The sequence below is a fragment of the Rhodococcus sp. MH15 genome, assembly GCF_019266045.1.
Classification (GTDB): Bacteria; Actinomycetota; Actinomycetes; order Mycobacteriales; family Mycobacteriaceae; genus Rhodococcus_F; species Rhodococcus_F qingshengii.
The window spans coordinates 1,201,951-1,220,155 of the sequence record NZ_LPNP01000061.1 but is presented as its reverse complement, the minus strand read 5'-3'; the positions used below and the strand labels follow the sequence as shown (position 1 = coordinate 1,220,155).

Annotated in this window: 18 protein-coding genes, 1 pseudogene and 1 riboswitch; of the genes and pseudogenes, 9 read left to right on the top strand and 10 right to left on the bottom strand. The window is 61.7% G+C overall.

The window, feature by feature from the left end:
- Window positions 1-7: 7 nt before the first annotated feature.
- Window positions 8-217 (bottom strand): annotated as a pseudogene (locus tag ATN37_RS32505) (diguanylate cyclase); the annotation flags it as partial.
- Here ATN37_RS32505 and ATN37_RS13665 point away from each other — a divergent pair.
- Together ATN37_RS13665 and ATN37_RS13660 are read left to right on the top strand one after the other, a co-directional pair.
- On the top strand, window positions 167-697 hold the full coding sequence (locus ATN37_RS13665) for a YdeI family protein (protein WP_374103515.1): 531 nt from the start codon (window positions 167-169) through the stop codon (window positions 695-697). The pseudogene ATN37_RS32505 and the gene ATN37_RS13665 overlap by 51 nt on opposite strands.
- A gap of 58 nt (window positions 698-755) precedes the next feature.
- Complete coding sequence (locus ATN37_RS13660) at window positions 756-1,646, top strand: sucrase ferredoxin (protein ID WP_218695257.1); 891 nt, start codon at window positions 756-758, stop codon at window positions 1,644-1,646.
- A gap of 54 nt (window positions 1,647-1,700) precedes the next feature.
- Here the strand turns inward: ATN37_RS13660 and ATN37_RS13655 are convergent, their stop codons facing one another.
- A complete protein-coding gene (locus ATN37_RS13655; RefSeq protein ID WP_042923451.1) occupies window positions 1,701-2,684 on the bottom strand; it encodes a hypothetical protein in 984 nt (327 codons plus the stop codon).
- Between the two features lie 76 nt (window positions 2,685-2,760).
- Here ATN37_RS13655 and ATN37_RS13650 point away from each other — a divergent pair, with 76 nt between their 5' ends.
- Window positions 2,761-3,342 carry a GNAT family N-acetyltransferase gene (locus tag ATN37_RS13650; RefSeq protein WP_073512445.1) on the top strand — a complete coding sequence of 194 codons (582 nt, stop codon included), beginning with the start codon at window positions 2,761-2,763 and terminating at the stop codon, window positions 3,340-3,342.
- Between the two features lie 13 nt (window positions 3,343-3,355).
- Here the strand turns inward: ATN37_RS13650 and ATN37_RS13645 are convergent, their stop codons facing one another.
- The gene (locus tag ATN37_RS13645) at window positions 3,356-3,970 is read right to left on the bottom strand and encodes an NAD(P)H-dependent oxidoreductase (RefSeq protein WP_218695255.1); all 615 of its coding nucleotides are present in this window, start codon (window positions 3,968-3,970) and stop codon (window positions 3,356-3,358) included.
- Between the two features lie 76 nt (window positions 3,971-4,046).
- Between ATN37_RS13645 and ATN37_RS13640 the strand changes: the two genes are divergently transcribed.
- A complete protein-coding gene (locus tag ATN37_RS13640) occupies window positions 4,047-4,622 on the top strand; it encodes a TetR/AcrR family transcriptional regulator (protein ID WP_218695253.1) in 576 nt (191 codons plus the stop codon).
- Between the two features lie 2 nt (window positions 4,623-4,624).
- Here ATN37_RS13640 and ATN37_RS13635 read toward each other — a convergent pair whose 3' ends face one another.
- Window positions 4,625-5,548 (bottom strand): LysR family transcriptional regulator, encoded by a 924-nt coding sequence (locus tag ATN37_RS13635; RefSeq protein ID WP_218695251.1) that lies wholly within the window; start codon window positions 5,546-5,548, stop codon window positions 4,625-4,627.
- Between the two features lie 81 nt (window positions 5,549-5,629).
- Here ATN37_RS13635 and ATN37_RS13630 point away from each other — a divergent pair, with 81 nt between their 5' ends.
- Window positions 5,630-6,619 carry a threonine/serine dehydratase gene (locus tag ATN37_RS13630; protein WP_218695249.1) on the top strand — a complete coding sequence of 330 codons (990 nt, stop codon included), beginning with the start codon at window positions 5,630-5,632 and terminating at the stop codon, window positions 6,617-6,619.
- Window positions 6,620-7,002: 383 nt separating this feature from the next.
- Here the strand turns inward: ATN37_RS13630 and ATN37_RS13625 are convergent, their stop codons facing one another.
- The 5 genes from ATN37_RS13625 to ATN37_RS13610 all read right to left on the bottom strand — a co-directional run bounded on the left by ATN37_RS13625 (window position 7,003) and on the right by ATN37_RS13610 (window position 12,603).
- Window positions 7,003-7,443: a hypothetical protein gene (locus tag ATN37_RS13625; RefSeq protein WP_252194339.1), complete on the bottom strand. Its 441-nt coding sequence runs from the start codon at window positions 7,441-7,443 to the stop codon at window positions 7,003-7,005.
- Between the two features lie 52 nt (window positions 7,444-7,495).
- Window positions 7,496-9,490, bottom strand: a complete 1,995-nt coding sequence (locus ATN37_RS13620; protein WP_218695247.1) for an SDR family oxidoreductase — start codon at window positions 9,488-9,490, stop codon at window positions 7,496-7,498.
- A 50-nt stretch (window positions 9,491-9,540) separates the two neighbouring features.
- Window positions 9,541-9,663, bottom strand: coding sequence for a hypothetical protein (locus ATN37_RS32500; RefSeq protein ID WP_003940840.1), 123 nt, complete (start codon window positions 9,661-9,663; stop codon window positions 9,541-9,543).
- 284 nt (window positions 9,664-9,947) lie between these two features.
- Window positions 9,948-10,415 (bottom strand): hypothetical protein, encoded by a 468-nt coding sequence (locus ATN37_RS13615; RefSeq protein ID WP_308125212.1) that lies wholly within the window; start codon window positions 10,413-10,415, stop codon window positions 9,948-9,950.
- 67 nt (window positions 10,416-10,482) lie between these two features.
- Window positions 10,483-12,603, bottom strand: coding sequence for an MMPL family transporter (locus tag ATN37_RS13610; RefSeq protein WP_003940878.1), 2,121 nt, complete (start codon window positions 12,601-12,603; stop codon window positions 10,483-10,485).
- A 71-nt stretch (window positions 12,604-12,674) separates the two neighbouring features.
- Window positions 12,675-12,821, top strand: a riboswitch (cobalamin riboswitch).
- A 115-nt stretch (window positions 12,822-12,936) separates the two neighbouring features.
- Between ATN37_RS13610 and ATN37_RS13605 the strand changes: the two genes are divergently transcribed.
- Genes ATN37_RS13605 through ATN37_RS13590 form a run of 4 tightly spaced genes read left to right on the top strand, consistent with a single transcriptional unit; the run spans window position 12,937 to window position 16,548 of the window.
- Window positions 12,937-13,932 (top strand): ABC transporter substrate-binding protein, encoded by a 996-nt coding sequence (locus tag ATN37_RS13605; RefSeq protein ID WP_218695311.1) that lies wholly within the window; start codon window positions 12,937-12,939, stop codon window positions 13,930-13,932.
- Complete coding sequence (locus tag ATN37_RS13600) at window positions 13,929-14,969, top strand: iron ABC transporter permease (RefSeq protein ID WP_116056951.1); 1,041 nt, start codon at window positions 13,929-13,931, stop codon at window positions 14,967-14,969. Before ATN37_RS13605 ends, ATN37_RS13600 begins: the two co-directional genes overlap by 4 nt.
- Entirely contained in the window at window positions 14,966-15,781 is an 816-nt protein-coding gene (locus tag ATN37_RS13595) for an ABC transporter ATP-binding protein (protein WP_374103513.1), read from the top strand. The genes ATN37_RS13600 and ATN37_RS13595 overlap by 4 nt, the downstream gene beginning before the upstream one ends.
- Window positions 15,778-16,548: a (2Fe-2S)-binding protein gene (locus ATN37_RS13590; RefSeq protein WP_214514483.1), complete on the top strand. Its 771-nt coding sequence runs from the start codon at window positions 15,778-15,780 to the stop codon at window positions 16,546-16,548. Before ATN37_RS13595 ends, ATN37_RS13590 begins: the two co-directional genes overlap by 4 nt.
- 37 nt (window positions 16,549-16,585) lie before the next feature.
- Here ATN37_RS13590 and phoA read toward each other — a convergent pair whose 3' ends face one another.
- The gene (phoA, locus tag ATN37_RS13585; protein ID WP_218695245.1) at window positions 16,586-18,118 is read right to left on the bottom strand and encodes an alkaline phosphatase; all 1,533 of its coding nucleotides are present in this window, start codon (window positions 18,116-18,118) and stop codon (window positions 16,586-16,588) included.
- Window positions 18,119-18,205: the final 87 nt, after the last annotated feature.

Genomic DNA, 18,205 nt, shown 5'->3' with positions numbered 1-18,205 from the left:
GCGAATTCTATTGGGGCCAAGCCGAGTTCTGGATGACCTCGACAAAATCGATGTGCCGAAATCCCGGCACAAAATGTTCGAGTACGTCAGCGTTCACCGTCCCGAACGTACTTTCGGGACGGTGCTTGAAGCCGTCGGTGAAGGCCTTCAAGATCTGATTCTTGAAATCCGGACGGGGGTGGGCCGCGGTGACGGCGTCGATGTCGGCCCGGTCGAGTTAAAAATGGCCAAGAAGACCTCGTCGCACAGTTCGATCGACTACGACCAAGCGTTGGACGTTGCCCTGTGCTTCGGCTGGATCGACAGCCTCGCACGGCGAATCGACGACGATTTCTTCGTACAGAAGTTTTCGCGACGCACCGCGCGGAGTCCGTGGTCCAAACGCAACGTCGAGATAGTCGCCCGCCTCGACGCTGCGGGACTTCTCGAGCCTTCCGGCATCGCCGAGATCGAGAAGGCCAAGGCCGACGGTCGATGGGATCGCGCGTACGAGGGATCAGCCAAGGCCGAGGTCCCGAAAGACTTTCTCGATGCGCTCGCGGAAAACCCGAAGGCTCGTGAGTTCTACGCGACGCTCAATTCCACCAACCGATTCACCATCGCGTACCGACTGCAGGAGGCAAAGCGTCCGGAGACGCGAGCCAGGCGGATCGAGAAGTTCGTGAACCAGCTTGCGGAGGGCAAGAAGTTCTATTGAGCTGCCGCGTCACTGGGCCACAGGGACTTGCTAATCGACACCCAGCGAGGCTGACACAATGGGCCTCGTGATCGAAGCCGAAACCTGTTCCGCACTGTCTGCTGTCGATGAGCCGCTGGCAGGCAGCGCTGCCGTCGTGCAGGGCTGGGTATGCCTCGAATTCAATGCCGCGTGGGGTCGTGACGTGTTGGACGGTACGGCCTTGGGGGAGGAGCTTGCCGCCGAGCTGAGCCGCCGAGCCGATGCAGCGAACGTACGAATCATGTTCGTTCGGCGACCCGGGCGCACCGATCCGATGACTGATGGACACACCGTCCTGCTTGCGCGCTCCGATCCGAGCGACTCATGGTGTGAAAGGTTGCACATCGATTCGCCGATGGAATTACTCGACGTCGATTTCTTCTTGTTGGATGGGCCGCCACCAGGACTGGGCGAGCAAGTGACCGAGCCAGTCGTATTGGTTTGCGCACACGGCAAGCGCGACCAGTGCTGCGCTGTATTCGGCAGGCCGATCGCCGCAGCGCTGATGTCGTCCTTCGGACCCCAGGTGTGGGAGTGTTCGCATACCGGCGGGCACCGATTCGCGCCGTCGATGATCCTGTTGCCGAGCGGCAATACGTACGGCCGTCTGTCGGCAAGTGAGAGTGTCACGGCCGTGGAGGTGGCTTCCCGAGATCAGGTCCATTTGCCAGGCCTGCGTGGACGGAGTTGTTGGTCTCCTGCGGGGCAGGCTTCGGAAATTGCTGTGCGACAGCAAATAACCTGCGGAATCGACGACTTGGCTGTCATCGAGCAGGCGAGTGACTGGACATGCGTCGTCGCACATGTGGACGGCCGGCAATGGGCCGTGGAGACTGCAGTCTCCGAACTCGCGCCGCGTCCACCGAGTTGCGGCGCGGCGCCCAAGCCGGTCAGGCCGGTTGTCGTCACGTCGATTCGAGACCTGTGATTTCATCGTCGGTTTTCTACGATCAGTCTCGATGAACTCGGGTGTGGGTCATCGCTACTGCAACAGGAGCGCAATGACTGCGGGCGGTAATTGACGTTGTCCGAGGAGGTTTACGCGTTGGCATCCGTCGAGTTCGACTGCCATCCGCGTGCCGCCCGATCCGTCGGGACGAAGTACGTCGATCGAAGCGATGTGATGGGCGACGAGATCGCATGGGCCTGCAGGTGGCGCGGTGGATGCAACCTCCATCAGATCAGTACTCTGCTGGCGTGACAAGCGGATTCGGGACTCGGGCAGCGGCGGTTCGGTGGAATAGCGGCACACCAGTAGTCTGCCGACGTCGGAAATCGGTGTAGCCAAAGCTGTTTCCGTCAGTGGGCGCGCGTGAGTGTCTTCGTGTTCTGCCATGCGACTCATGTCAGCTTCAGTGGTCGTCGCGAACGGTTGTCCGGTCGACTCCGCGCAGGTTCCGGCGTCATCGGAGGAGATGCCGTCGACCGGATGCTGCGCGCGGCTGATCTCATGTAGTTGGCTCAGGGCTGCGTGTGGTTTCTCTTGCAGTCCACAGGGCGCGGTCGGCCAGGTAGGGCGTATGGCTGCTCCTGCTTCGTCTACCAGCCACAAACCGGCTGGCGGGACGAGACGGTACGCGCAGTCGGCCCGGACGTTGGCAGGAAATCGACGAGACTGTTCGCGGAATGCATCGTCCACCGCGTGGATGTCCCCCTCGAGGCGTACGGAGTCGATGGTCAACCCACCGTCGGACGTTTCTCCGCGTTCGCATCGAACAACGGCAACGGGGCTGAAATCAGGAGGCGGGTAACCACTTCCCTCGGGGCGAAGTGCGATGCTGCTGTCGCGTGCCTCGGGGGCTACGAGCGCGGCGGTGATATCAGGGGCGAGGCAGTCTGCCCGATCGACCGCCGTCGCGACCGGTGGAGTGAAAGATTCATAGTCTCGAACGCCGGTCCAAACCAACGCAACGGCGACGACACTGACGACGACGATAAAGACCCCAGCTGTGAATCGTCCACTCATACATCGACACTATGTGCTTTTGCGATGGATTGAGGCGAAGTCTCGACCATTGCGGGTGCGACGTAGCATCGCTGCTATGACAGTCGATTTGGTTGCGCCTGACGAGGCCTTGTGGGTGTCCTGGTTGGAGTCGCGTGACGAGTGGGGTGGACCGCAGGCGGATCAGCCCGGTTCGGCGTTGGGAGTTGCGCAACGTCTGGATCTCGACCTTGCCTCCCGCGATGGATTCGGGCAGTGGGTTCAGGAGTTGTTGGCGCAGCCCGAGGCGTTACCGGGTCCCGACATTGTCCCGGCAACCAACTGGTGGATCGTTCGAGACGGCAGGTATCTCGGTGCTATCCAGTTGCGGCACAGCTTGAATGAGTTCTTGGCTGATCTTGGTGGTCATATCGGCTACGGGATTCGGCCGTCGGAACGGCGGAAAGGGATAGCGTCGGCTGCTCTGCGGGAAGTGCTCACGTATGCCGGCGACCCGGTGGGGCTCAGTGGCGTCCTGATTACGTGCGACGAGACCAACGCGGGTTCGCGTAGGGCAATCGAAGCGTGCGGGGGACTTCTCGATAGCGTGCGCCCAGCTGATCAGTTGTCGCGCAACCTCGGCCATTCGGGAGACACGCTTCGCTACTGGGCGGCCACGGGCCGGTCAAGCGCCAGTTGACCGTTTTTGACCGTCAACGGGAAGTCGCGGTCGCAGGGTAGGCGACACGGGACGCGATGCTTTCGCTGAGGTCGTGGATTTCTGCGGCGAGGACGTCTCGGCTCTTCGTGTCCGACTCGTAAACGAAGGTTGTCGATCCCAGTGTGGCACCGCAATATTCGATGATTCCGCGTTCGATCTGTGTCCGGAAGGCCTCGTACACGCCGTGTCGTTCGAAACTCTCGGCGTCGTCACCTGCGACTGGAATCAGGTGGACGGTGAGTCGGTCCAGTTTCTTCACGAATTCGCTTCCCGGGGTGAATTCGTACGCCCATCCGCTGACGAAGACTCGATCGATCCAACCTTTGAGTAGTGCGGGCATCGACCACCAGTACATCGGAAACACGAGAATCAGATCGTCTGCACGATCGATTCGGTCCTGCTCGGCTACAACGTCGGCCGGGGGAGTCCCTTTGCCGCGGAACAGGTTCACATCGGCTTCGGCGAATCGGGGATCGAAATTCTCGGCATGTAGGTCCGCGAAGTCGACGTCGCCGCCCAGGTCGCGGATCGCGTCGGCGGTAGAACGGGCGACATGCTGGGTAAGTGACTGGGGATCGGGGTGGGAGACTACGACGAGTGTGGTCATGAGCGTCCTTCGGTAGATGGTGCGCTTATGTACTAAGAGTAGGTTACTATTGGTATATAGCGCAAGGAGGTGTCCGATGGCACGTACGAGACTGTCGCGAGCCGGCAGGTACGAACAACTCGTGGAGGTGTCGTGGGCGTTGGTGCGAGAGGAGGGTGCGGACGCGCTGACCCTTGGTCGGTTGGCTGAACGTGCCGGCGTTGCAAAGCCAGTTGTATACAGCCATTTCGCCTCTCGCGCCGCGTTGTTGGCAGCGCTCTTCAAGGAATTCGACGATCGTCAGACGGTGATGCTCGAGGAGTATCTCGATGCCGCGGATGAGTCTCTGAACGGGCGCGCGAATGCCATCGCCGACTCCTACGTCGGATGTTCGCTGGCGCAGGGGCGTGAACTGACGGGTGTGCTTGCAGCGCTGGAGGGTTCGCCCGAGCTGGAGCGGGTCAAGCGTGAATCGGAACACGCCTATTCCGAACGATGTCGGGAGGTGCTGACTCCCTTTGGTGCGGGCGGAGGACTTGCGCAACCTTCGATGACCGCAATATTCGGTGCTGCAGAGGCACTCTCGCATGCGGCGGTAGCGGGAGCGCTCTCGCCCGACGATGCTCGAAGCGAACTTGCCGCACTGATAGTCACGGTGGTCGGCCGGACCTGAGGTCACCGGTTATCTTGGTGCCCATCCAATTCGACGCGCTCACGCATGGATTCGGATATCGCTGTCAGAGTTCTGACGAACGCGTCGATCGCGGGAGCAAGTGGAGGTTTGTCGTAGGTTGCGACGGAGACAGTGCGTCGCTCGCCGGGAATGCGGTGTGCGCGGATACTCGGGTTCTGATGTGCCTGGAGGGCGAGGGCCGGAAGGGTGCTTACCCCGCTTCCGGAGGCGACCAGGGCTTGGACGGCGACGTAGTCGTCGGTCTCGAACTCGATCCGCGGAATGAATCCAGCTCGATTGCAAGCGGTGAGGAGGTGGGCTCGGCAGCTCGGGCAACCGGCAATCCAGGTCTCACCGGCGTAGTCCGTGATCTCGTTGGCGGCATCTGCATTCCGCGTAGATGTGATCAGGTACAACGGATCTTCCAGCAAAGTCGTCTGCGCGACATGCTTGAGCCCGACTTCAGGGGTGTCCTCGTGCGCGAAGACAACAGCTACGTCGACATCGTTGTTACGAAGCAGTGCAAGTGCTTTGGGTGGTTCTGCATCAACGAGGCTGATGGACACATCGGGGTACTGGGACGTGAACGCTGCCATCGCCTGCGGAATCAAACTCGCCAGGGCTGACGGGAATGCGGCCAGTCGTACCCGCCCGGCCCTCAGTCCTGCGTACGTCTGGACTTCGGCTACCGCTGCGTCGACGTGGCCGAGGATCTCGGTGGCTCGCCGAACCAGCACTGCGCCGGCGTCCGTCAGGCGCAGTCCGCGACCCGCTCGCTGGAACAGTGGAACCCCGACTTCCGATTCGAGCTGTCGAAGGTGGTGACTGATGGAGGGCTGCGCGTAACCGAGAGAATCGGCGGCGGCTGTCACCGACCCTTCCTGTGCAACAGCGACCAGGACCCTCAGCCGAATTAGATCGAGCATGCCAAAATCATAGAAGATTTCGATGCTTTGGACGAAAACACGTATTGGATCTATGAATCGGTGTTTGGCAGGGTGAATCACATGGCACCGGCATCTGATCTCACGGCATCAAACCAGCTACATCCACCCGTATGGGCAGACATCGAGCGTGCCAGTCAGGTCGTCCGTCGGCATCTACCGGTCACGCCCCTGATATCGCACCCGACCTTGGGTGCGGGCTCGTGCAGCCAATTGTTCGTCAAACACGAGAACGTGCACCCCACGGGTGCGTTCAAGGTTCGCGGCGGACTGAACCTGGTGGCAGGACTGGATGAGGCGACGCGGGCGCGGGGGATTGTCGGCTACTCGACCGGAAACCATGCTCAATCCTTGGCGTATGCCGCGGCGGGTGCGGGCGTGCGGTGTGTGATCGTCATGCCGGTTGGGGCGAATCCAGTCAAGGCTCACGCTGTCCGCATGCTCGGAGCCGAGCACATCGAGCACGGTGTGAACTTCGACGAGGCACGTGCTCATGCCGATTTCATCAGCGAACGTGACGGCCTGCGTCTCGTGAGCGCCGCCAATGAGCCGGCAATCCTCGCCGGTGTTGCAACGGCCTACGTCGAACTCCTCGAACAACAACCTGATCTGGACGCGGTGGTGGTCCCAGTCGGTGGCGGCAGCGGTGCGGCGGCGGCGTGTCTCGTCGCCAGTGCGCTTGCACCGCACCTCGAGGTGTTCGCAGTGCAGTCTGAGGCCGCACGAGCCGCACATGACTCGTGGAGTTCCGGCACGTGCGTCGAGCGCCCGAACACCACCCGTGTCGAAGGGCTTGCGACCGGTGCCGGGTTCGCACTCACTCAACGTGTCTTGCGTGAACGCCTCGGGGGATTCCTGCTCGTCACGGACGACGACGTCACCCTCGCGCAGCGGGCGTTGCTCTACGACGCTCACACTTTGAGCGAAGGCGCCGGTGCGGCCGCACTTGCTGCGGTCTATGCGCATCCGAACACCTTCGCTGGCAAGCGCGTTGCTGTTGTCTGCACGGGCGCCAATGCCTCCGAGAGTGAGATCCGCAGGGTCGTCGGCTAATTCATCTCGTACTCGGAACAATGTGCAGTGTCAGCGAACTGACGGAAAGCCGAAGTACGGTGTTCCAATGACTTCACCCCGAGACAAGTCACCTATCACTCGCAATGTTCCCGCACTCATGCTGGTAGTCGGGGTCATTGGATTGATCGCAAGTTTCGGAGTGACCTCACGTTGGGGGTTCCCAGCGTCCGCATCGGAGCTTTGTAGATCAAGTTCGTATGGAAGCGGATTGCTCGAAGAAGCAGGATGGGCTTGGATCCCGTTTCCCGTAGCCTCTTGCAAGGCAGTGGATTTCGATTCTTCCGCAGTTTACTTCGCCCTCGGATGGGAAAACTCGATCACTGCCGCAGTATCGATCGCATTTATCGCCATGGCTCTGAAACTCACGTGGGGTGCAGGAGTTCAGTGATGCTCATATGCCCGGCCTTGGGTTCGTTCGGAAGGCTGACCGGCACAAGCCCCATGCTTTCCCGACGCTCGTTGACCGAAAAGACGTACTGGGCAAATTCAGGCTTGACGTGCACGTCCGGAAACTGTGCCCGAAGTTTGCCCACGATCTGATAGCCCTCGTCGTACCAGTCGAAAACGTTGATCCCTGGATTCCACCGCGGTCGTATCGCGAAGCCGTCGATCTCGGTCACAAAGAACTTTTGGAAGCGATCAGTCCACGCCAGTATCTTCTCTCCGAGTTCGTCGTCGATCCCCATTTGGCTCGGGAGAACGTATGCCTGCGGGAACCGTTGCGGCGGGATGACAATCAATTCCTTCGACGGCCACAGCGAACTGGGATGACCATGGTCTGGATAGATTCTGATGACTAGCATTGCAGACTCGTTCCGCTGGCCGAAACGCTCCGAGGCGAAGTCACACCACCGGTCACCAGTGCGTACCGGGCACGAGTCGGGCGGCACGACGGCCGAGTTTGCGGATGCGCGAGCGCGAGTGGTGCTGTCGCGTCGGTGTTGCCGGAGCGTCTGCCGGAGTTTCCTTGTCTACCTGACCCTTTGCCGCCGGAGAGTCGGGGAATGCCTGGTACATCTGGTTGAGAATTCGGTCCTTGGTGTGCGGTGCGAACAGGGTTCCCAGATCGCCCAGGGTTCCCAGTGGTACGTCGATGCGTTTGGGGCGGTCGATCAGCGCGCGGATCACCATTGCCGCAGCCTTTTCCGGGCTGGTGATCGGGCCGTTGTTGTATTCGCCGGTCGGAGCGATCATCGGTGTTTCGACCAGCGGCATGTGGATGGTCGTGAAAGTGATTCCGTCCGCCAGGGTTTCAGAGGCGGCTACGTCCGAGAAACCGTCGAGGGCGGCCTTGCTCGCCACGTAGGCCGAGAATCTAGGCGTTGCCGCCTGGACTCCCGCGCTGCTGATGTTCACGATGTGGCCGAAGCGGCGAGAACGCATGGTCGGTAACAAGGCGAGCACCAATCGCACAGCGCCGAAGTAGTTCACGGCCATCGTTCGTTCGTAGTCGTGGAAACGATCAGTGGAGTGGTAAATGCCGCGCCGGATGGATCGGCCGGCGTTGTTTACCAACATGTCTACGTGATCGTGTTCTGTCAGAATGCTTTTGATCGTGTGCTGGACCGACTCGTCGTCGGTGATGTCGCAGGGGTAACCGAACGCCTTGCCTCCGGCTGATCGAATCTCCTGTACCGCGGCATCGAGTTCGTCGGTGCGGCGTGCGATCAGGAGAACGGTGGCGCCTTTCTGAGCGGCGGCAATGGCCGATGCCTTGCCGATTCCGGAAGAGCCTCCGGTGATCAGAACGATCCGACCCACGAGTGGTCCTTCGGCACTGTTACGTCGTGCGCGATTGGGATCGAGGTTTGCGCGCCAGTACTTCCACAACACAGTGGAGTACGACCCGAACTCGGGGACCGCCAGTCCCGATCCGGCCAGGGCGGCAACGGTTCTCTCCGAGGTGAAGGTCGGCGCCATCGTCATGTTGTCGAGCAATGCTGCAGGCATGCCGATGCGATCGAGGAAGACCTTCCGTGCCGATTCTGCCGAGTCCATCGGCAAGGGCGAGACAAAGGGTTTGGCGATCACGCCCGGAAGGCTGAGTGCGGGCCGGGGTGCTCCGGCGGCCTTGGCGAGTCCGGCATAGATTTCGCGTACCGGTTGAGGTTTCGGATTCACGAGATGGAATGCTTCGCCGTCGTGGCCGGGCGCGTGCATCAATTCGACGAGGGCGGCGGCTACGTAATCGACGGGCACCACATTGGTTGCGCCGAGGTTGGGGATCGGGACGGGGAGTGCTGCAGGTAGTTTCGAGAGTAGCGCCAGTCCTGGAAACAAGTAGTACGGACCGTCGATCTTGTCCATCTCCCCGGTGACGGAGTTGCCGACCACGGCAGACGGCCGATAAACACGCCAGGTGAGGCCTTCTCGTTCTCGAACGAGCTTCTCGGCCTCGAACTTGGTTCGGTGGTAGGGCGTCGGAAAGCCTTGGCCGCAATCGAAATCGGTCTCGCTGAACGTGCCCGGATAGTCGCCTGCGACTGCGACCGATGACACGTGATGAAGGGTGGCTCCCAGTTTCGCAGCAAGTTCGACCACGGAGCGTGTGCCCTCGACATTCGTCGAAGCCTGCTCGTCTCCGGCGGTGATGTCGTAGATCGCGCCGAGGTGAAGGACGTCGTCGGCAGGTGGGGGAGAATCGATGCCCAGCCCAGGCTCGGTCAGATCTCCAATGAGCGGATGCACGCGATCGCCGCCGGGAATTGCCGACACCTGTTCTTCGAGTTTGGCGACAGAACCGGCTCTGACCAGCACATGGATCTGAGCAGTTTGATCACGCTCGAGCAGGAGTGGCAGTGCAGCTCGTCCGAGAAATCCGGTACCGCCAGTGACGATGTATGTGGCCATAGTCGGTAACTTACTCCAAAGTAAGATCAGCGGCTAGAGGGAAACGAACATCAGTGCGTCATGACACCGTCCTCGGCGTCGAAGTCGATGCCCGCGGAGATGATTCCGGAGAACAAGAACGCGACGGCAAGCGCAAGAGCGGGGATTGCAAGGATCCATTCGAAAATTGTCATGCTCCAAGTCTGACGAAATCAGCTTCGGAGAACATCGCCCTGCGGAGCGATTTAGACGATCGGGCAGTCATCCTCGAGGACGACTGCCCGATCAGGGAAATCCACTAGGTCTGTTGCTGAAGAGTTTCGGGCGCAGTGGGGTGCGCGCTCGTCCTTGCGTCGCGTGACGTGATTTCGGATGAGATGTGGGCGGCCGTTGTTCCGAGGGTGTGAAGGCCATGCGCCGTCCGCCAGTAGACCGGCGCACCATCGTCGAGGCGATGGCGTGGACAGGCCGGCAAACCCTAGGCCGGTTCAGCGCCCGACAAGTCCTCGACCGCATACGGAGTCGTTCCTTCGAACAGAACACCGATCCCGAAAGGATCGGCCATCTCGAGCTTTGACTCAGCGAACCGCAGCAGCCAGGTTCCGTCAGCCCAGATCACCGCCTCAGGTTCGCCGAACAGTGACTCCGTGGCGTCCAACTCCACGAGTTCGGAGTGGCGGAGGCCGAACTGTGGCCCACGCAGCTGTTGACGCAGGTAATCGGCGGCGACTTCGGCAAACTCACCGAACCGGGCCATCACGGTCGCAGCGAGCTCACACACCGCAGACTCCGGCACGGTGGCCGGCTCGATAACCAGACTCACCGGCCTGGAGTCACCGACCCCCTGGACATCGATGATCGATGTCCAGCACGCCAACGAATCGTCCGAGTCGACACGCGAAAACACTGCTGAGCCGACCACAACACTCTCAGGTAAGTCACCCACGACCCCTAGTCAAACACGGCTCTCCGCAGGATCCCAGGCACTCTTCAGCGACATGATCCAGTCGCGATCAGTGGCCGATGCCGACCTTCGCGTGAACCTTTTTCATCCACACAGGAGCCCACCAGTTCGCTTCGCCCATCAGCTTCACGAGCGAGGGCACGAGCAACATGCGGATGATGGTCGCGTCGACGATCAGCGCGACGATCATGCCGACGCCCAGGAACTTCATCACTGACAGCCCTGACATTGCGAAGGCCCCCGTCACCACTATCAGGAGTAAGGCGGCAGCCGTCACGATGCGGCCGGTGCGCTCGGTTCCGAACTTGACCGCTTCCTCTGTCGTCGCTCCCGCGTTCTTGGCCTCGACCATTCGTGACATCAGGAAAACCTCGTAGTCCGTGGACAATCCGAAGACCACCGCCAGGATGAGCACGACAAACGTAGCCTCCAGCGGAGTTTGACTGACCCCGAGGAGTTCGACGCCGTGTCCGTCCTGGAAGACGAAGGTGAGGACACCGAAGGTGGTCGCGAGGCTCAGGGCTGCCATCAGCACCGCCTTGATCGGCAGCACCACCGAACCGAACGCGAGGAACAACAGGATCAGGGTGGATCCGACCATGATGAGGATCATCACCGGTAGCCAATGCAGGACGGCGTTGTTGCCGTCGTCGACCATGGCTTGACCGCCGCCGACAAGCAGCACCGTTCCGTCGGGAGCGGAGATCGCACGCAGATCTGTCACTGCGGCGCTCTGTGATTGGGGTGTAGAGCCCTCGCTGTAGAGAGCCTGAACCGCGACGAGTTGATTGGTGCTCGCGACGACGGTCGCCTGACCGATGCCCTCGACTTGACCGGCGGACTCGGCGATCGCTGCACCTTCGGCCGGGGTGAGAGTGTTCCCGTCCTCGGCCTGAAGGATCATCGTTGCGCCGTTTCCGGTTTGCGGGAAGTCGTTGACCAACGTGTCCATTGCGACGCGAGCGGGGTCGTTGTCCGGTAGTGCGGTGTACGAGAGTTCTCCCAGCCGGGCGCCGAGCAGCGGCGAGGCCATCACGAGCAGCACGGCCACGATCGTCACCGAGACTGCGACCGGACGCTTCATCACCCACGTGACGACGCGGCCCCAGAACTTGCGCGAGCGTTCCTCGCCGCGTTGCGCCGCATCCTTGCGCCATGTCAGGGCGTTGATGCGATGCCCCAGAATGGCAAGTAGCGCAGGCACAGCGGTCAGCGACAGGACGGCCGCGCTCAATACCGCAGCGATCGCGCCGAAGCCCAGAGACCGGATGACGGCCTGGGGGAATACGAGCATGCCGCTGAACGCACAGATCAGCAGTAGACCCGAGAACATGACGGTGCGACCCGCCGTCAGAACTGTCCGCTGAGCAGCCGCTCCCGGGTCCGAGCCCGAATTCAGTTCTTCACGGAACCGACCGACCACGAACAGTCCGTAGTCGATGGCCAGTCCCAACCCGAGAAGAGAAGCGACGTTGATCGAGAACGAGGACACATCGGTGATCAGCGTGAGGATTCGCAGAACCGCCAAAGCACTCAGGACACTGAGTACACCCACGAACACGGGCACGGCAGCAGCGACGATGCCGCCGAAGATGAAGACCAACAGCACCAGAGTGATCGGAATGGCGATGGCTTCGGCGACCACCAGGTCCTTCTCGAGCTTGGTGTTGAATGCGACGCCGACGACGGTGTTACCCGCGAATTGTGCCTCGGCACCTTCGACTTCGAGCTTCGGCAGGAGATCGGCGAAAGTGGCGGGCGTGACGCCCGAGTCCGGTGCCAACGTGATCGCAACGGCCGCCATGGATCCGTCGTTCGAGAGCAGGCTGGCCTTCGCTGCGGCGTCTGTTCCCCAATACGATTTCACCGAAGCGGTCGGCACTTCGGTTTTGAATTGGTCGACGGCGGCTGTCACTGCCGGCCCGATGTCGTCCAGAGTCTTGCCGTCCGTGGGCGAGTAGATCGCGATGATGTCCGGGGTCTGCGGTCCGAGATTGTCTTCGATGATGTCGGCGACCTTCGCGGAGTCGCTGCCCGGATCGATGAAGCCGCCCTGGCTGAGCTTGCCGAACACTCCGAGTCCCCACACCCCACTGATGAGAACTATCAGAACCGCGAGGCTCAGTACCCACCATTTCCGGGCGACGACGGTTTGGGCCCAGCGTGTCATGTATCAACTCCGGTGTGTGGGGGCGTCTGGCCAGATCGACTGTAGTGGGCGTTTGGTCTTGAATCGGAAACGTCATGCATACTGCTCGAAGCACTTGCAAGCCACGCGTGTGGGGGAAGCCGGTCCGAATCCGGCGCTGACCCGCAACGGTAGGTCGATTCTCGGTAGTCACCGAGTGTCGGCAAGCCCGATTACCCGCCGCGCGGTGTGCGACATCCATTCGTCGTGGTCTACGAAAAGGAAGTCCAGCAGGAGCTCTGGCCGAGGATCAGCGTGCGGGCGGAGTTGTCTGTCGGATTCTCATTCGTGGCTCAGAGCCCTTACGAGGTCCCCGTGTCACTTCAGTTCTCCCCGTCCCGCGCCGCCGCTGTTCTCATCGCGGTCGCCTTGGTTTCGGCAGGTTGTTCCAAAGGTCAGGAATCAGAGTCGGCGTCTGCTGCGGAATCCTTCGCACAGCCGGTATCCGTGACCAACTGCGATCGCGAGATGACCTTCGATTCGCCGCCGCAGCGCATCGTGTCTTTGAACGGACACGTCACCGAAGCCCTCATCGAGATCGGCGCGGGTGATCGGATTGTCGGGCGGGCGTACAGCGACAACCCGCCAACTGCCGAGACCGCCGATGTATTCAACAAGATTCCCAGCCTTTCCGATACGTTCCCCAGCATGGAGCAGGTCCTCGACGTCGATCCGGACTTCGTGGTCGGAGGAATGACCAGTGCCTTCAACGAGAAGCAAGGCCGTTCCCGAGACGCTTTCGGCGAGCGCGGAATCAACACCTTCCTCTTCTCGGAATACTGTGGCACCGGTTTCCCCGACATCGGATTGCTCGAGAACGACTACACGCAACTCGGTCGAGTCCTGGGCGTCGAAGATTCCGCCCGCGAGGTCGCAGAGCAGATCAGCGATGGTCTCGATTCCGTCCGCGCTTCGGTCGGAGACGCGGCGCCGGTACTGACCTTCTTCTACGACAGCGGTGACCAGGTTCCGACGACCATCGGCGGAGTCGGCGTCGGTCAATTGGTCGCGGAATACTCCGGCGTCTCGAACATCTTCGCCGAAGGGACAAAGCCCTACATCGACGCATCGTGGGAAGCTGTTGCCGAGCGTGCACCCCAGGCAATCGTGGTCATCGACTACGGCGACAAGACAGCCGAGCAGAAGATCGACTTCCTCCGTGCCCAGCCGTTGATGGCGACCACCCCTGCTGTGCAGCAGAACCGGTTCGTCGTGGTTCCTCTCGCTGACCTGTTCGAGAGTTCACGGTTGGTGCGTTCGGCACAGACCATCGCAACAGCCTTCCATCCAGGCGCTGACGCGGCGAAGTGACCCGCACGCGTTACGGGTACGGCGCCCTGCTTGTCGGCTTGGCGGTCGCCTTGGCGATCGTCCTGGGGTTGGCCGTCTCCTTGGGATCGGTTCGCATTCCCGTCGGTGACGTCTGGGCGATAGTCGGAGCCCGTTTGGCGCCAGGGACTTTCGAGACGTGGTGGACCGCGGCGCGGGAGTCGATCGTGATCGACTCCCGCCTGCCACGTGCACTCACTGCCGCGGTAGTGGGTGCTTCGTTGGCCATGGCAGGTGCAGTTGCTCAAGCTGTCACCCGTAATCCGCTTGCCGATCCGTATCTGCTCGGAGTCTCGTCGGGCGCGGGATTCATGGTGGTGCTCGTGTCGGTGCTGGGTTTCGGCGCCGGCCTCCTCGGGGTTTTCACGATTCCGGTCGCAGCATTCGTCGGGGCGATGATCCCGTTGTTTCTCGCACTGCTGATCGGCGGCCGGTATCCGCAGCCGACCGCGATCATTTTGGTGGGTGTCGCGCTCGCCCAGATATTCTCGGCGCTCATCACCTTTTGCATCCTGGTATTGGCCGATGATCGGCACGTGACGTCGGTGATGCACTGGATTGCCGGCGGATTCGGTGATGCACGATGGTCGACGCTGATCTTCCCGACGATCACACTGGCCGTCGTCGGCACAGCCCTTCTGTTCAGTTCGCGATGGATGGACGTTTTGCAGACCGGTGACGACGGGGCTGCTGCACTCGGTATGAACGTCCGACGGTTCCGTGTGTTGTCCTTGCTCGCGGTCTCCGTACTGGCGGGCGCAGCAGTCAGCGTTGCCGGTGGAATCGGTTTCATCGGTCTGCTGATCCCGCATCTGGCCGGCTTCATCGTCGGCACCAGAGCAATTCGACTGCTCCCTGCTGCAGCCCTGCTGGGCGCCGTCGCGATGGTTGCCGCAGATACCGCTGCGCGCTCGGTGGCACAATCCACTGAAGTTCCGGTCGGAGTGATCACGGCCCTCGTGGGTGCACCGATCTTCGTCTGGATGCTCTACCGGCAGTATCGGAGGCTCGAACAGTGACACAGGCCAGAACAGTGACACTCCCGAAAGACTCCGAAACTGCGCCCCTGCTCGAACTCGTCGAGACCCGGGCGCGGCTCGGAAATCGCGAAGTGTTGCGCGGCATCACTTTCGCAGTCAAGTCCGGTGAAATATTGGGCTTGGTCGGGCCGAACGGCAGTGGCAAGACGACGGCGCTGCGCTGCTGCTACAACGCTTTGACGCCGACAGGTGGCGCAGTTCTGATCGATCAAGTCGACTCGACGACGCTCTCGCGTAAGGACATCGCCCGAACTGTCTCGGCAAGTGTTCAGGAACCCACTGTCTCGGCAGGACTTTCGGTTCGTGAATCGATCGCGCTCGGACGAACTCCGCACCGCAGCTGGTTGGACCGAAGCACGGAGCGCGATACCACCATCGTGGACCGGTGCATCGAGCAGGTCGGTTTGGTCGAGCTTGCCGGACGAGACGTATCGACCCTGTCGGGTGGTGAGCGGCAACGTGTCTCGATAGCTCGCGCATTGGCTCAGGAGCCCAAGGTTCTGTTGTTGGACGAGCCGACCAATCATCTCGATCTTCGTCACCAGTTGATCGTGATGGAACTGCTTACCGAACTTGCGTCGGCGGGGCTCGCAGTTGTGGTCACGATGCACGATCTACGGTTGGCAGTCGAGTACTGCGACAACCTTGTCGTGCTCACCGAAGGTGAACTCCGCGCGTGTGGGTCTACGGTCGAGGTGTTGGACGAGCCGTTGTTGGCCGAGGTTTTCGGCATCAGGGCGCGAGTCGAACGCGGAGTACGTCCGCGGATGGAGATATTGGGGCTGGCATGACGGAATCGGTGGCCGGGATCTACGCCCGTATGGCAGTAGCTGTGCCGTTCTTCGACAACCTGAGCGCGTATCCGGATACGGTGCCCGCGGCGTTGATGACCGACCCCCAGTGGTTGGCAGCACGTGTCGCCGATACGGCAGAGCGATGGGGGAGTGCGGACAGTCGAGTGAACGGCACGTTGTGGTGGTACTCGGCCAGCTCGACGCTGACCGGCATTCCGATCGGAACCGGGATGGTCACCGGGTTCGCGGCCGATCCATCGTTGGACGGTGGGCGGATCTTCTTGCGTGACAACGGCTATCTGGGCGGGTTTGCTGCCGGATCGGTCATTCCGATCTCGCGGAGTGTGGCGGAGTTGGGCCACGCGATGTTCCGCTCACTCAGTCCCGTGATCGAGGTACTCGCCGAGGTGTCCGGCGTTCGGCAGCAGGCGCTGTGGGCGATCGCGACGGACTCCATCGCCAATCGCAGCCTCGACGCCGCCGGTAGCGCGAGGGAACGCGGAAGTGCATTTGCTGCCGGCCTGATCGATGTTCTCCGCGGTGAGAACCCGGGCATTCCGGTTCCGCGTTTCGTCGATGTCGGCCGCAATGAAAGTGTTGTGCGCGTTTCTAATCCGTTGACACCGGTGGCATCCGGGCGACGCAGATTCACGCAGCGCGCGTCGTGCTGCCTGATTTACGAGGTGCCCGGTGAAGGTAAGTGCACCAGTTGCCCGAAGCGCGCACCCGAAGATCGGGTGCGCGCCTTGGCTGCTCTGGTGTGACTGGACCCAGGCTTTTACCGGGTCGGGTGTTGTCAGGTCAGTGAGCTGCGACCTTGGAACGGTCGAGTCCCAGCGCGTCGGTCATCGTGAAGAACAGATCGGTCTGGTCCGTGAGACCGCTGACGTTGGCCGCATGCGGGCCGAAAGCTGCTACGCGCAACTGAGTTCCGGTGTGTCCTTCGGACTCGACGGCCGGATCCTCGGACGTTCCGTAGCTGATCGTCATCTCCGAGCCGTCCTTGGTGGTCAGCTTGCGGGTCAGGCCGGGGTAGACGATTTCCTGGGCGCGCTCGACCGGGATGTTCTGGTCCTTGGCGATGGTGGCGATGTCGTCGGCGCTGACATTGGTGACGATCTGGCTGGTGTGAGCGTGGTCGGCTGTGACGATGACCAGGGTTTCTCCGTCGGTCTTCGCGAATTCGAGTGCCTTCTGCACAGCTTCGTCGAGGTCGACGGTTTCACCGATCTGACCGCATGCGTTGGCTGCGTGATCCTGCTTGTCGATCGAGGCACCTTCGACCTGGAGGAAGAATCCGTTGTCGTTGACCTTCAGTAGGTCGATGGCCTTCTGAGTCATGTCCGCGAGCTTGGGCACGTCGGAGGTTCGCTTGGGGTTGTCGACGCAGGTTTCGGCGGGTTGCAGGTAACCGTCACGGGTGGCGACAGAGCCTTCCCAGCGGACGGGCATGTTGCCGTCGGCGAACAAGCCGAGCACGGGTGCATCCTGATCGGCCTTGCCGACCTCGTTCATCTCGGCGGCGTTCTTCACCAGCTGGTAGCCACGGGCGGCGGCCTGCTCATTGAGTGTCTTGCCCTGCCAGTCACCGGCTTTCGCAGTCTCGGCGAAGGACTTGGCGCCGCCGGCAAAGGTGACGTCGGCGCGGGTGTCGAGGAGCTGTTCGCTGATCGATCCCTTGCCGACGTTCTCGAGGGCGTTCTCCGGGCAGGACTTGGACGTCGCCTCCGGTCCGTAGCACTTGCGGCCACTGACGTGCGCGACCTGCACTGCGGGGGTGGCGTCCTGCACCTCGGCGGTGGAGACGTTGCCGGTGGCCTTGCCGTTCGCCTTGGCGATCTCGAGGACGGTCGACTGGGCCTGCCCCTTGATGTCGACCGAAATCGCGCCGTTGTAGGTCTTGGTGCCGGTGGACCATGCCGATCCGCTGGCTGCGGAGTCGGTGACGTAGTCGGGCTTGCCGTCCTTGGTCAGTGCGTAGTGCGTGTACTGGCCGGTGATCGGCAGGGCGTCGAGGCCGGGGAAGCTGCCCGCAGCGCCTTCGGCGTAGTTGCGTGCGGCGGTGATCTCCGAGTCGCCCATGCCGTCCCCGATCAGGAGGATGACGTTCTTCGCGCCGGAGGCATTGACGGCGTCGCGCACTGCGGCCGACTGATCACCGTCGATGCGACGAGCGCCACCGTTCGAGGACAGTTCGCCGGTCGCGGCGCGATCGACGGTCGCGCCGTTCGAGCCGGTGGCCTCGTCGGCGCTGCTGCTGCAGCCGGCAGCGGCCAGAACGGCGACGGCGCCGGCGACGGCCGTCAACCTACGTGTGTTGCGCGAGAACGACATACGAGTAGTACTCCTGGAAACAGTATGGATGGAGATTATGAACGCCGCTAATGATCTGGGGCGAAAGTGAACGGAGTGCAGACATGC